Raw genomic sequence first — 12,615 nt, 5'->3', positions numbered from 1 at the left:
TTATGCAATGGGCTTATCCTCTTCGTCGCGATTATGTCGCGGTTTTATGTCTTGTTCTAATTCACTGTCTTGAGCTGAAGTTGTTTCAGTTGTCTGTTCAGTGGCTTCATCTGCCGCCAGCTGGCGTTCCAACATCCGTTTCATCTCATGGGTAACCACTGAGCCCAAGCCTGCAAAAGCATGATAGTTGTAGTCATTTTCATATTCTTCAAGCCCGTCGTTTTGTTAAAACCGGGTTTACGGAATAAATCGCGTAATGCCTGCTGTTTGGTTTCGGGGTCAACATCTTCACGTTGCCAGATAGGTAATTCGGCTGGATCTTTTGCTACTGCTGGCTCAGCTTGCTCTGTAACCGGCGCGTTTTCAGTTACGGTTTCTGGGGCCGTTTCAGACTGTTGTTTACGCCGAGACCATCGTGATAAGAAATTCTCGGATGCCGATTTTTCTTTCATCATGCGCCTCCTTCGTTGTCTTTCCAGCGTTGACGACGGCGTTTCTTTGGAGCTTGTGGGGCGTAATGATAAAGCAGAAACCGTTCCAGCCAGATACACAACTCATCCGGCAGGGGCGCATCAAACACTTGATCACCAGCTCCATATACGAAGCTGCCTCGTCAAAATCCACTGTTAACAACACCGGGGTTAATGAATCATTTTCCAGCCGGCCGATGAAATAGATCTTGGCCTGCTCGGACATCAGATTCACGTAATAACTTTCGCAATAATGGCGGAATAAACGTAAATGTAAATCAGGAAAAAGTAGCAGTTCACCTTGAGTCTGCGCATCGGACAATTTGGCTTCACTCAATCCTGGCATGACTCCAAGCAATGACCATGAATGCTTGGCCCAGCGGTGCTGACTGGCTTTTTTCAGCAATACTGCAGTAACGGAAAAATGATCAGAAGGTAAGTCCAGCATCACTATCAGGCTTATTGATTTGAGCCTAATAGGATAACAAGTAACCGAGTTTTTTACTCGGTTACTTCGACTGCAGTTACTTTTTGTAATCCCCGAGGCAGTTTATGACCGCGTTTACCGCGCTCGCCGGCATAATGCTGCAAATCAGCTGTTTTCAATGTCAAATGCCGGCGTCCGGCATGTAATGTCAGACTGTAATTTTCTGGAACCAGCGTCACCGATTGCAACCATTCCTGGCCACTGCTGAAACGGGCCTGTGGAATATTGATCAGGCGAACACCTTTGCCTTTATTAAGCTCAGGTACTTCACTGACCGGGAACACTAACAAACGGCCATCACCCGCTGCTACAGCGAGTTGCTGTGGTGTTTTGCTATCCAACACCAACGGTGGCAACAAACTGGATTTTTCCGGTAAATTGAACAACGCTTTACCGGCTTTGTTCTTGGCCAGTAAATTTTCAAAGCGAGTGACAAAACCATATCCGGCAGTATTGGATAACAACACCATCTGTTCACTTTCCGCCGCAATCACCGCAATAAAGCGTACTTCAGCAGCTGATTGCAGACGACCACTAAGTGGTTCCCCCTGACCTCTTGCCGACGGCAGAGTATGGGCTGACAGTGAATAACTGCGTCCACTTTCATCAAGAAACACCACTTGTTGATTACTTCGGGTTTTCACCGATGCCAGATAGCGATCGCCAGTTCGGTAATTTAATGACACTGGATCCACATCATGGCCTTTGGCGGCACGCACCCAGCCACTGGCTGAAAGTACGATGGTCAACGGTTCGGTCGGCAATAACTCATTTTCACTCAATGCTTTGGCGGCATCACGCTGTTTAATTTCACTGCGTCTATCATCGCCATATTTTTCAGCATCGGCTGTAAGTTCTTTGCGTATAAGAGATCTCAACCGGGTGTCAGAGCTTAATAATAATTCCAGCGCTTTACGCTCCTTGCTTAGCTCATCCATTTCACCCTGAAGTTTCATTTCTTCAAGCTTGGCCAAATGGCGTAAACGTAATTCAAGAATCGATTCGGCCTGGCGATCACTGAGATTAAAACGCGCCATCAGCTCGGCTTTGGGATCATCTTCATTTCGAATAATCGCAATAACTTCGTCGATGTTGAGATAGGCAATCAGCAAGCCTTCCAACACATGCATGCGATCCAGCACTTTATCAAGACGGTATTGCAAGCGACGACGAACGGTTTCAATACGGTAAGTCAGCCATTCGCTGAGCATTTGCAGCAGATTTTTAACCTGTGGCCGACCGTCCAGACCGATCATGTTCATATTGACGCGGTAGCTGCGTTCCAAGTCGGTAGTTGCAAACAGATGCAGCATCAAACTTTCGATATCTACCCGATTGGAGCGCGGCACAATGACCAGCCGCACTGCCTGCTCATGATCAGATTCATCACGTAAATCTGCCACCATCGGCAGTTTTTTATTGTTCATTTGCGCGGCAATCTGTTCCAACACTTTGGCACCAGAGGTCTGATATGGCAGCGCATGAATAATGACTTCGTGTTCTTCGACTTTGTAAGAAGCGCGTTGGCGAATCGAACCATGGCCAGTTTCATAGATACGGCGGATTTCTGCTTGTGATGAAACTATTTCACCGCCGGTAGGGAAATCAGGTCCCTGAATTTCGGTTAACAGATCATCTAATGTGCTTTTAGGTGACTTGAGCAGTAACAGACAGGCATTGACCACTTCACGCAGGTTATGCGGCAGGATGTCAGTTGCCATACCCACGGCAATACCGGTGGCGCCATTCAATAATACATTCGGAAGACGTGCAGGCAGTAATTGTGGCTCATCCATGGTGCCATCAAAGTTAGGCATCCATTCGACTGTGCCCTGCCCCAATTCGCTTAATAAGGTTTGAGCATAAGGTGCCAGTCGCGCTTCGGTATAACGCATCGCAGCGAAGGATTTAGGATCATCCATCGAACCCCAGTTGCCCTGACCATCAATCAAGGTGTAACGATATGAGAAAGGCTGGGCCATCAACACCATGGCTTCGTAACATGCGGAATCACCATGCGGATGATATTTACCTAAAACGTCACCGACGGTACGAGCAGATTTTTTATGTTTGGAAACTGCGCTGAGACCAAGCTCGGACATGGCATAAACAATACGCCGCTGGACTGGTTTCAGACCATCAGCCAAATGTGGCAGGGCCCGATCCAGAATGACGTACATGGAATATCCCAGATACGCTTTTTCGGTAAAATCACGTAGCGGTTGCTGTTCCAGATCGTCGACTAATGCACTCATTTAAAATTCTCAGTTCAGATTAAACCATCAGCCAAATCGCCATGCTGTTCCAGCCAGATTTTGCGATCACCAGCCCGTTTTTTGGCCAGCAATTTATCAAGCATCATAAATGTATCGTCTTCCGCATCGATGGTCAGACGAATCAGCCGGCGAGTATCAGGTGCCATGGTGGTTTCACGTAATTGCAAAGGATTCATCTCACCCAGGCCTTTAAAGCGCTGGGTACTTACTTTGCCTTTTATTTTGTCACGCTCAATACGTTCCAGAATGATTTTGCGTTCTTCATCATCCAGCGCGTAGAAAACTTGTTTGCCAACATCGATCCGATACAAAGGCGGCATGGCGACACAAATATGTCCGGCTTCAACCAACGGCCGGAAATGACGAACAAATAACGCACATAACAAAGTGGCGATATGTGCACCGTCTGAGTCAGCATCGGCCAGGATACAGATTTTGCCGTAACGCAGACCGGTAAGATCATCTGAGCCGGGATCCACACCTACTGCAACTGCAATATCATGAACCTCTTGTGAAGCCAACACTTGAGAAGCTTCTACTTCCCAGGTATTTAAGATTTTACCGCGTAGCGGCATGATGGCTTGAAATACGCGATCCCGACCTTGTTTGGCACTGCCGCCAGCAGAATCCCCTTCCACTAGAAACAGTTCGGTACGGGCTGGATCCTGAGAAGTACAGTCGGCGAGTTTGCCGGGTAATGCCGGGCCGGATTGCACCCGTTTACGCACTACTTTTTTGGCTTGTTTTAAGCGTGATTGAGCATTATTTATCGCCAGCTCAGCAATTTTTTCACCATCTTCAATATGGTGATTAAGCCATAGGCTAAACGAATCTTTTACGGCACCGGCCACAAACCCGGCACATTGTCTGGACGATAAACGTTCTTTGGTCTGACCGGAAAATTGGGGATCCTGCAATTTGACTGACAACACGTAGCTACAACGTTCCCAGATATCTTCTGCAGAAAGTTTTACCCCACGCGGTAAAAGGCTGCGAAACTCACAAAACTCACGTAAGGCGTCCAGCAGACCTGAACGCAAACCATTGACATGAGTACCGCCCTGGGCAGTTGGAATTAGATTCACATAACTTTCAGCGATGACTTCAGCCGGTTCAAGCTGCCACATCAAAGCCCAGTCAACTTCTTGAATTTCATCAGCAAAATGTCCGACAAACGGTTTAGCTGGCACACAGGGAACATCAGTCATCGCATTAGCTAGATAACTGTTCAAACCATCTTCATAACACCAACGATCATTTTGTTTTTCGGCACCACTTAAATCTTCGAAGGTAACAACCAGACCGGGACACAATACTGCTTTGGCTCGCAGCACATGACGCAGTCGGGAAACCAGAAATCTAGGGGCATCAAAGAAACTGGTATCTGGCCAGAAGCGTACACTGGTGCCGGTATTTTTTTTGCCGACCGTTCCGGTTTCTTTTAAAGATTCAACTAACAAACCATTTTCAAAGGCAATACTGTAACTAACGCCATCACGGCGGATATTGACTTCCAGACGTTTGGATAAGGCATTTACAACAGAGACACCTACGCCATGCAGACCACCGGAAAACCGGTAATTTTTATTGGAAAACTTACCACCAGCATGTAAACGGGTCAGGATAACTTCAACACCGGGCACGCCTTCTTCAGGATGAATATCCACTGGCATACCGCGGCCATCATCGATGACTTCTAGCGAATTGTCGGGATGCAGGATGACTTCAATATTGGTCGCATGACCGGCGATGGCTTCATCGACGCTATTATCAATGACTTCCTGAGCCAGATGATTCGGCCTTGTGGTATCGGTGTACATTCCGGGCCGTTTTCTGACCGGATCCAATCCCGTTAAAACCTCAATTGCCGAAGCGTCGTAGATATTGGTCATTTTCTCTTAGTCAAAAAATTCAAGTTGCCCGAAGGTTAGCAGGATAAAAGCCAGATGTACAAGCATCTGAGCTCATGGAATGAAATAACTAAGCTTGCATCACATATAATTATTACCTAATATTAGAAAACACTAATCTATTGAATAGGGAAGCAACATGAACATAGATAAAATGGTTTTTGCTTTTGCAGGAAGTTTTATTCTGATAAGTTTATTACTCTCACAGTTGCATCATATTTACTGGCTGTGGTTCACTGGGTTTATAGGGTTGAATTTGTTACAAGCAGCATTTACCGGTTTGTGTCCATTGGCGGTGTTACTCAAAAAATTCAATATTCCTAAAGGCAACGCCTTTTAATGACTCAACGCGGAGTAATGTTATGAATATTCGACGGGTTCTTTTTATAACGATCTTATTATTTTCCGCACCACTCCATGCTGACGATGCAAAGTATTTTGAAAAACAGGCCAATCAAGCAATAAAAGAATTTGCCGAAACGCTCAAATCAGCTTTGATGCTATCAATGCAAACTGATGGTTCAATTAAAACAATCGCTGTTTGTAAAGATATTGCCCCGAAAGTGGCACAGCAAGTTTCCGAAAAATACAATCTTGATGTCAGCCGTACTTCATTGAAAGTTAGAAACCCAGAGAACAGGGCTGATGATTGGGAAAAAAAGGTGCTCAGAGACTTCAACACACGTATGGAAAAAGGGGAAACTATCAAACAGCTGCGTTTCAGCGAGCAAGTTGATATTGATGGACAAAAACAACGACGCGTAATGAAAGCCATCGGCACTGATTTAGTTTGCATTACCTGTCACGGTGAAAAAATACCCGAGCAGATTCAGGCAGAATTAAACAAACTTTACCCGGACGATGAAGCCACCGGCTTCAGTATCGGCAGTGTCAGAGGTGCGTTTAGTGTGAAAGAAATTACTAAGGCAGATTAACTTTCTTTCAAGTCGATAATTTCAGTACGACCTTTTTGAATCGACACCAGCTTATCTTCTCTAGCCAACCAACCAAGTGCCCGTTGCACCAGCTTAATATCAAGTTCACAAGCTGTCGCCAGTTTTGTAGTGCTGGTCGCTCCGTTTAGTTGTAAATATTTCCAAATTTTCCCTGCTGCATCCCCAATAATTTGTTCCATCACTAACCTCATATTGTTGAAGTAAATCGTTGTTATCAACCTGCCGTATACAATTAATTTTGCGCTTTAAAATCCGCTAATTCAGCTTTTTCCCATGCAGCAACAATTTGCTGGCAGGCTTGTTGGATAACCGCCATTGGGGCCGCTATGTTCATCCGCATAAAACCACTGCCGCCCTCTCCAAACATTAGTCCAGGATTCATCGCCACACCAGCCTTTTGCACAAAAAAAGTTCTCAGTTGTTTGTCATCAAGTTGCAAAGCCTGGCAATCCAGCCATATTAGATAAGTCGACTGCAAAGGCAATACGCGTATCTTCGGTAAATGTTCGGCAAAAAACTTTTCTACCCATTTATAAGTTTGCTGAAGATAGATCATTAATTGATCTAGCCATTCATCGCCTTGTTGGTATGCCGCTATCGTCGCTTCAATGCTGAATGGATTCGCCGCACTGACATGCCATGAATTAAAAACTGCCTCAATCGCTTTTTTGTGTTGAGAGTTCTGTACTATCAGCATCGACATACCTAAACCGGCAATATTAAAGGTCTTGCTGGCTGATACGGCTGTGATGATTGGAACATCGTTAGCTAGTGATGCCAACGGAATATGCTTTTGTCCGGTGAAGACTAAATCGGCATGAATTTCATCACTGACAATAATCAATTGAAATTGTCTGGCAATCTCCAGCAGTTTTTGCAGCTCAGACTCAGTCCATACTCGCCCACCCGGGTTATGTGGTGAACATAACAACAGCATTTTGGCACCATCAGCAGCTTGAGCAGCTAATTGCTCAAAATTTATCTGATACAAGTCATTCTGCAAAATTAACGGATTTAATACCAATTTACGCTGTGTTTCTGTAACCGCTGAAAAGAACGGAAAATACACTGGCGGTTGAGCGATAACCTGATCGTTTTTCTCGGTGAGCGCCATGATAGTGGCATGCAATGAAGGTACAACACCGGGGCAAATCAGAATTTGTTCGGCTTCAATATGCCAATGATGTCGTCGTAAAAACCACTGCTGGGTAGCAAGGTATAAATCGTCCGGATACTCGCTGTAACCATAAACCGGGTGTTGTGCTCTGGCAGATAATGCTTGGCTAACGGCCTTGGGAGCAGCAAAATCCATATCCGCCACCCATAACGGAATTGCATCATCCCGGCCAAACAAACGCTGGCGTGCGTCATATTTAAGACTATTGGTGCCGCTGCGATCAATCAGCTGGTCAAAATCAATTTTCGTCATCAAGACGTTCCCAGATAGTCACCTCTGACAGAGTATGCTGGAATTTTCGTCGGGTTTCACGAATGACAAACGCTTGCGAAAACGGCCCATCAATCAATTTAAATTGGTTTTCCAGCACGCTTTTAATACCATCCAGTGTGGAAAAACTTTCACCGTCTTTTTTAAAGCCACCCAGCCAATTGGCTTTATCCGTGTGTTCTTCCTGCCAGGTATACGGTGAGGTTAGGACTAACAGTCCACCGACATTGATCCGTTGGTGGATCTGTTTTAAGAATAAAATCGGGTCATACAGACGATCCAGTAAGTTAGCTGCCAACACAAGATCATAATTGCTGTAAGTCGCTTTAAGATTACAGGCATCCCCCTGCATAAAATCGACTTTGTGAGCGGTATCCTGCAAACCAAAATTAGCCAGACGCTGTTCACGATACAGCAATAAATCACCTTCATCAGCAACGGCGTAGCGAATCACCCCATCACGTTTGAGCTGTACACCGAGATTGATCAAGCGGGCTGAGAAATCGATACCAGTAACCTGATCAAAATGTCGGGCTAATTCAAAACTGGCTCGCCCCACGGCACAACCCAAATCAAGAGCACGTCTGGCTGGCTTATCACCCATTTTGTCAATGGCAAGCTGAGCGATGGCTTGTTGAAAATTCGGTACATCAAAATAGCTTTCACCAAAGTGAAACTCGGCGTATTCCGACAGCATTTTGTCGGTTTCATAATTTGAATCCAGATTTTTCACTGGCGAATCCGATACGACATAGCGAAACCCTGCATGCTGAAAAAAGTGTCGGCGAAATGCATATCGAGATGATAGACGAGTTTCATTACCACAGGAAATCCAGCTACCGCCTTTAATCAGATTGTGTTTTCCATCATAAGTCGGGGTGGTGAAATCGTCATATAAACGATGTACTTGAGAACCATCAAATGGATATATCAGGGTTTCAGTCCATTGCCAGACATTTCCTGTCACATCATAAAAATCGCCTTGAGCGAATTGATTGACAGGGCAAGACGAAGCAAAATGATCCAAGTGAATATTGGCTGGAGCTGGAGCTTGGTTTAGCTCTTGAACATTTGCAGTTTGTGCCAGTCGATACCACTCATCTTCAGTTGGCAGTCGCACATTTTCACCAGTTATTTCGGCTTTCCACAGACAGAAGGCCTTGGCCTCGTGATAATTTACTTCGACCGGCCAATCCCAACGCATTGGCACTATTTCCGTCATTAATCGCAACTGCCAGCCTTGATCGGATTTAATCCAAAACGTCGGATGCTCGGCTTGGGTGAATTCCCTCCACTGCAGCCCTTCTTCCAACCAATACTGTTGCTGCTGATAGCCACCAGCTTCAACAAACGTTAGAAATTCCTGATTACTGACCAGATATTTAGCGGCCTGGAATTCGCCCACTTCAGCCTGATGCTGGCCGTATTCGTTGTCCCAGCCGTAAAAGGCATCATCAAAGTTTTTCCCCAGTTTTACGTTACCGGCATCTACTGGTAACAATTTGTTTTCCGGTGCAGGTCCGGAAATATCACAGGCTTTCCACTCCGGTTGATATTGCACCCAGTGTAATTGCTGCTGACGTATTAATACTGATGAGGTTTCAAGATGAATGTTTTCATGCTCAATACACATCACCACGGCCCACCAGGGGTTTTCCCAGTTAATCGGTAAAGTCAGTGGTGCTTGTTGAATCAGATGGTTAACCGAATTTTTAACTTGTTGACGGTAGGCCTTAACCTCAGCAACAGTTGGCCAATCGTAATGAGCTTCATTGAGATCATCCCAACTCATTTCATCCACGCCGATGGCAAACATCGACTCAAACAGTGGATTGATACGTTGGGTTAACAGACCAGCTAACAGCAGTTTATTAACAAAAAAAGTCGCTGTGTGACCGTAGTAAAAAATTAATGGATGACGTAACGGAATGCTTTTCTGGTAAAAACCTTCTTCAGATTTCAAGGTTTCGAACAAAGATTCATAGCGTTCAAACGTTGAATTAAAATAGGTTGCAAGTTCGGCACGCATTGCTTCTGTATCATTTATATCCAGCCGCGGAGTGCGTAAGTTAGTTGTTTCTGGGAGAGAAAAAGAAAAGGCTTTTCCGGCAGTCATGTGTCAAAAATCCCTTCACGGATATCTGTTGAAGTCTATCTGACTTAATCTTTACTAATTGGTTTCGTCAGTCAAAGATTATAGTTGAGCAGTCAGCCAGGCTGTTTTTGCAGAGAGCTCAACCGAACAACTCCACTTATAAGCCAAATTAATGGTTTCTGCACAGGCATACACACCATGCCCGCGAACAATGACAACTTTATGACTGGCAAGACCGCGTGCAACGGCTGAAGGTGACTTTTCCAGATATTCCGCATAATCAATTGAAATAACCGGCACCATCGGGAAGTAATACTGCCCTTCAAAATCTACTGGAATAAAATCTTCGCCGCTCATCGTCATGGCAATAGCATGCGGTCCATGACTATGAAATACAGCCTTTGCAGTGGGATTAGATTGGTAAGTCGCTATATGAAGAGGCGCATCGAGTGAAGCACCTTCGCCAATTTGTCCATCCAGACCACATAACACCAGCATTTCAGCGGTTAGGGTATCAGCACAACAGCCAGTTGGCGTTACCCATATCTGATCATGCCAACGCAATGAAGCATTACCACTATGCGAATCATTGCAACCATACTGGCGTAGCCAACGATAATGTTGAACCAATTGCCCTTTTAGCTCGGCCAGTGCGGTTTCAGGCATCTTCCTTATCCGACCGCGTATTCTGTAAATGTCTCAGCCATTGTGAAGCCTGATTGCGCACTTCAGCGAAGGCCAAAGCACGATTTAAATGCTGTTCGGATTGCTCCATATTTCCTAAGTGATAATTGACCATGCCGGAGAGCATCCACGCTTGGCCGCGTTTATCTTCAGGTAATTTTTCCAAACTCTGCTGCAATGGACCAGCCGCTGCAGGCCAGTTTTCCATGCTGATAAAGACTCGAGCAAGTTTCAAATCCGTCTCGCCAGAAGTATCCATCGATTGCATTCGGGCTAAAACCTGGGTCGCATTTTCATTTTCTCTGGCGGCTAACCAGCTGTCTGCCAATGATTCGAGATTTTTAAAATTACGTTCAATCACGCCATCGTCCATGGACTTTTGCAATAACTGAGCAGATTTATACGGAATATTCAAAAACCGATACATATTGGCAAGACGAATAACAGTATCGTTATCACCCATATTTAGGCGTTTAGCCAGCATTTGCACTGCCAATGAAGTGAGTCGTTTGTCCTGTTGAGCATATAATGCAGCGAGTTGATCCCAATAGGTTTTATTCACTGGAAAGCGTTCAATCAGAATTTCCAGAACATCTATTGATTGATTGTATTGCTGCATTTCCATATGCGCCGCCAGTTGCAAGCGATACCAGCTTTCTTTTGGCGCTCTATCGCGTTGAATGGCCGTTCGGATAGCTTCTACTGCTCTAGAAAACTGATTGATTTGGTAATAGGCGGTTGCCAGTAAAACATAGGCATTACTGTTGGCTTGCGGCTCATTCTTCAACCATTCATTAAGCAGATCGATACCTTTCTGATAACGGTCATCACCAATCAATAACTGGGCAAGGTTGTAGCGCAGATTATGTGTTACATCTTCCGGTAAAGCATTCAGTGCCAGTGCCTGCTCAAACTGATCTGCAGCCAGTTTGTATTGCTCAGTTTCAGAATATAAATATCCCAGTGTTTGTAACACCACTGCGCGCTCGTATGAGCCGGCTGCTGTTTCGCCGACCAGTTTTTTTAAATCTGCTTCAGCCTGACGGTATTGCTGTTGCTCCATTTTTTCCTGAGCTGCATTCAGTGAGTTGTAGGTTTTTTCACTGAGTAAATACTCATTTGCCAGCACACTAAACGGCCAGACCAAACTACTTAATAAGGTCAGTAAAACGACTTTTTGATTTAATGTCTTCATCATTATCTGGCCAGCTTAAATTCAATTTCCTGGGTGGCGCGGCGTTCTACCGGTTCGCCATCAACCACTTTAGGTTTGAACTTCCACTTTAGAATCGCCGTCATCGCTGCGTTATCAAATACACTCTCCGGATTGGCAGAAACCACTACGGGATCTTTAACTTGTCCATCACGGGTAATGGTAAACGCCACTGTCACCACGCCTTCAATTCCGCGTCGCTGAGCAACACGAGGATAATTAGGTGGAATACGTACCAATGGCACGACCTCATCATCCATTTGCGGGCCTGGTTGTGCTGGCATTGTTGAAGGCGCCGGGGCAGGTTCTGCACTGAAATCCCCCAAATAGGGTTGACCAGCAATATTCAATGGCACATCAATTCTTGGCATATCCATTTTCGGTTGCTGCACATCAGGCTGCGTCATTTTGGGTGCCGTAGTCGGAGTTGGTGGCGGTGGTTCTTCCGGTGGTGGCGGTTTTTTCGGGATCTCACGTTTTATTGTCTCAGGTTGTGTTTCTTCCGGCTTGAGACGCACGAAATCCAAAACCAATGCTTCATTATCATCACGAAACAGGCTGCTATCTGAATTGGTCATTTCCTTCATCAAGGTAAACAAACCATAATTGACGACAATTGCCAGTAATAGTCCAATTAAGATCCGCATAGCCGGTGATTCTCCGCGACTAGTCTCGTTCAGCAGCAATTGAGACATTCGCAACTCCCGCCAAACGTGCCTGGTCCATGACCTCAATCAACAGGCCGGTTTTCGCATTTTCATCGGCCAGAATAATCACCGAACCTTCTGGATTTTCCGCATACATACGCTCTACATTAGCTCTCACCGCACGCCGATCAATCTGCCGTTGATCCATCCAGATTTCATCGTTTTCACGAATCGAGATCAGGATATTGGCCCGCTCTTTCTCTACTGCTGTTTTCGCCGATGGACGGTTTACATCAACACCAGTCTCTTTAACAAACGAGGTGGTGACGATAAAAAAGATCAGCAATATAAACACCATATCTATCAATGGTGTCATGTTGATTTCAGCTATACCGCCACTTTGACGGCGGGAATGTCGTTTTCGCATAAA

At 45.3% G+C, this 12,615-nt stretch carries 13 protein-coding genes and 1 pseudogene; 2 read left to right on the top strand and 12 right to left on the bottom strand.

Going from position 1 to position 12,615, the window contains the following annotated elements:
- From A9E74_RS14930 to parE, 5 genes and pseudogenes are all read right to left on the bottom strand, one after another.
- Positions 1-135 (bottom strand): hypothetical protein, encoded by a 135-nt coding sequence (locus A9E74_RS14930; protein ID WP_281198092.1) that lies wholly within the window; start codon positions 133-135, stop codon positions 1-3.
- Positions 136-140: 5 nt separating this feature from the next.
- The gene (locus A9E74_RS08130) at positions 141-455 is read right to left on the bottom strand and encodes a hypothetical protein (protein ID WP_141696785.1); all 315 of its coding nucleotides are present in this window, start codon (positions 453-455) and stop codon (positions 141-143) included.
- Positions 452-918: pseudogene (locus tag A9E74_RS08125) on the bottom strand (DUF3305 domain-containing protein). Before A9E74_RS08125 ends, A9E74_RS08130 begins: the two are co-directional and overlap by 4 nt.
- A gap of 53 nt (positions 919-971) precedes the next feature.
- Positions 972-3,212 (bottom strand): DNA topoisomerase IV subunit A, encoded by a 2,241-nt coding sequence (parC, locus tag A9E74_RS08120; RefSeq protein WP_069296130.1) that lies wholly within the window; start codon positions 3,210-3,212, stop codon positions 972-974.
- Between the two features lie 14 nt (positions 3,213-3,226).
- On the bottom strand, positions 3,227-5,125 hold the full coding sequence (gene parE / locus A9E74_RS08115; protein ID WP_069296129.1) for a DNA topoisomerase IV subunit B: 1,899 nt from the start codon (positions 5,123-5,125) through the stop codon (positions 3,227-3,229).
- 157 nt (positions 5,126-5,282) lie between these two features.
- Between parE and A9E74_RS08110 the strand changes: the two genes are divergently transcribed.
- Both A9E74_RS08110 and A9E74_RS08105 read left to right on the top strand, forming a co-directional pair.
- Positions 5,283-5,483 carry a YgaP family membrane protein gene (locus tag A9E74_RS08110; protein ID WP_069296128.1) on the top strand — a complete coding sequence of 67 codons (201 nt, stop codon included), beginning with the start codon at positions 5,283-5,285 and terminating at the stop codon, positions 5,481-5,483.
- Between the two features lie 22 nt (positions 5,484-5,505).
- Positions 5,506-6,078, top strand: a complete 573-nt coding sequence (locus A9E74_RS08105; RefSeq protein ID WP_069296127.1) for a Tll0287-like domain-containing protein — start codon at positions 5,506-5,508, stop codon at positions 6,076-6,078.
- Here the strand turns inward: A9E74_RS08105 and A9E74_RS08100 are convergent.
- From A9E74_RS08100 to A9E74_RS08070, 7 genes are all read right to left on the bottom strand, one after another.
- Positions 6,075-6,278 (bottom strand): winged helix-turn-helix domain-containing protein, encoded by a 204-nt coding sequence (locus A9E74_RS08100; RefSeq protein WP_141696784.1) that lies wholly within the window; start codon positions 6,276-6,278, stop codon positions 6,075-6,077. The genes A9E74_RS08105 and A9E74_RS08100 overlap by 4 nt on opposite strands.
- Before the next feature lie 53 nt (positions 6,279-6,331).
- Positions 6,332-7,528 (bottom strand): MalY/PatB family protein, encoded by a 1,197-nt coding sequence (locus A9E74_RS08095; RefSeq protein ID WP_069296125.1) that lies wholly within the window; start codon positions 7,526-7,528, stop codon positions 6,332-6,334.
- Positions 7,515-9,662 (bottom strand): 5-histidylcysteine sulfoxide synthase, encoded by a 2,148-nt coding sequence (ovoA, locus tag A9E74_RS08090; protein ID WP_069296124.1) that lies wholly within the window; start codon positions 9,660-9,662, stop codon positions 7,515-7,517. Before ovoA ends, A9E74_RS08095 begins: the two co-directional genes overlap by 14 nt.
- Positions 9,663-9,740: 78 nt before the next feature.
- Positions 9,741-10,307, bottom strand: a complete 567-nt coding sequence (locus A9E74_RS08085; RefSeq protein ID WP_069296123.1) for a class II aldolase/adducin family protein — start codon at positions 10,305-10,307, stop codon at positions 9,741-9,743.
- Positions 10,300-11,523, bottom strand: a complete 1,224-nt coding sequence (locus A9E74_RS08080) for a tetratricopeptide repeat protein (RefSeq protein WP_245652111.1) — start codon at positions 11,521-11,523, stop codon at positions 10,300-10,302. Before A9E74_RS08080 ends, A9E74_RS08085 begins: the two co-directional genes overlap by 8 nt.
- Positions 11,523-12,233 (bottom strand): energy transducer TonB, encoded by a 711-nt coding sequence (locus A9E74_RS08075; protein ID WP_245652110.1) that lies wholly within the window; start codon positions 12,231-12,233, stop codon positions 11,523-11,525. The genes A9E74_RS08080 and A9E74_RS08075 overlap by 1 nt, the downstream gene beginning before the upstream one ends.
- Positions 12,205-12,612, bottom strand: a complete 408-nt coding sequence (locus tag A9E74_RS08070) for an ExbD/TolR family protein (protein ID WP_069296122.1) — start codon at positions 12,610-12,612, stop codon at positions 12,205-12,207. Before A9E74_RS08070 ends, A9E74_RS08075 begins: the two co-directional genes overlap by 29 nt.
- Positions 12,613-12,615 lie beyond the last annotated feature (3 nt).

Origin of the sequence: Methylophaga muralis (assembly GCF_001720165.1) — a bacterium.
Classification (GTDB): Bacteria; Pseudomonadota; Gammaproteobacteria; order Nitrosococcales; family Methylophagaceae; genus Methylophaga; species Methylophaga muralis.
The sequence above is the reverse complement of the archived record's forward strand: the minus strand, read 5'-3'. Positions and strand labels throughout refer to the sequence as shown.

Coding starts and splice junctions, on each gene's coding strand:
- A9E74_RS08080 (WP_245652111.1), bottom strand. CDS start 11,523: ATGATGAAGACATTAAATCAAAAAGTCGTTTTACTGACCTTATTAAGT.
- ovoA (WP_069296124.1), bottom strand. CDS start 9,662: ATGACTGCCGGAAAAGCCTTTTCTTTTTCTCTCCCAGAAACAACTAAC.
- A9E74_RS08085 (WP_069296123.1), bottom strand. CDS start 10,307: ATGCCTGAAACCGCACTGGCCGAGCTAAAAGGGCAATTGGTTCAACAT.
- A9E74_RS08100 (WP_141696784.1), bottom strand. CDS start 6,278: ATGGAACAAATTATTGGGGATGCAGCAGGGAAAATTTGGAAATATTTA.
- A9E74_RS08095 (WP_069296125.1), bottom strand. CDS start 7,528: ATGACGAAAATTGATTTTGACCAGCTGATTGATCGCAGCGGCACCAAT.
- A9E74_RS08105 (WP_069296127.1), top strand. CDS start 5,506: ATGAATATTCGACGGGTTCTTTTTATAACGATCTTATTATTTTCCGCA.
- parE (WP_069296129.1), bottom strand. CDS start 5,125: ATGACCAATATCTACGACGCTTCGGCAATTGAGGTTTTAACGGGATTG.
- A9E74_RS08130 (WP_141696785.1), bottom strand. CDS start 455: ATGATGAAAGAAAAATCGGCATCCGAGAATTTCTTATCACGATGGTCT.
- A9E74_RS08110 (WP_069296128.1), top strand. CDS start 5,283: ATGAACATAGATAAAATGGTTTTTGCTTTTGCAGGAAGTTTTATTCTG.
- A9E74_RS14930 (WP_281198092.1), bottom strand. CDS start 135: ATGTTGGAACGCCAGCTGGCGGCAGATGAAGCCACTGAACAGACAACT.
- A9E74_RS08075 (WP_245652110.1), bottom strand. CDS start 12,233: ATGTCTCAATTGCTGCTGAACGAGACTAGTCGCGGAGAATCACCGGCT.
- A9E74_RS08070 (WP_069296122.1), bottom strand. CDS start 12,612: ATGCGAAAACGACATTCCCGCCGTCAAAGTGGCGGTATAGCTGAAATC.
- parC (WP_069296130.1), bottom strand. CDS start 3,212: ATGAGTGCATTAGTCGACGATCTGGAACAGCAACCGCTACGTGATTTT.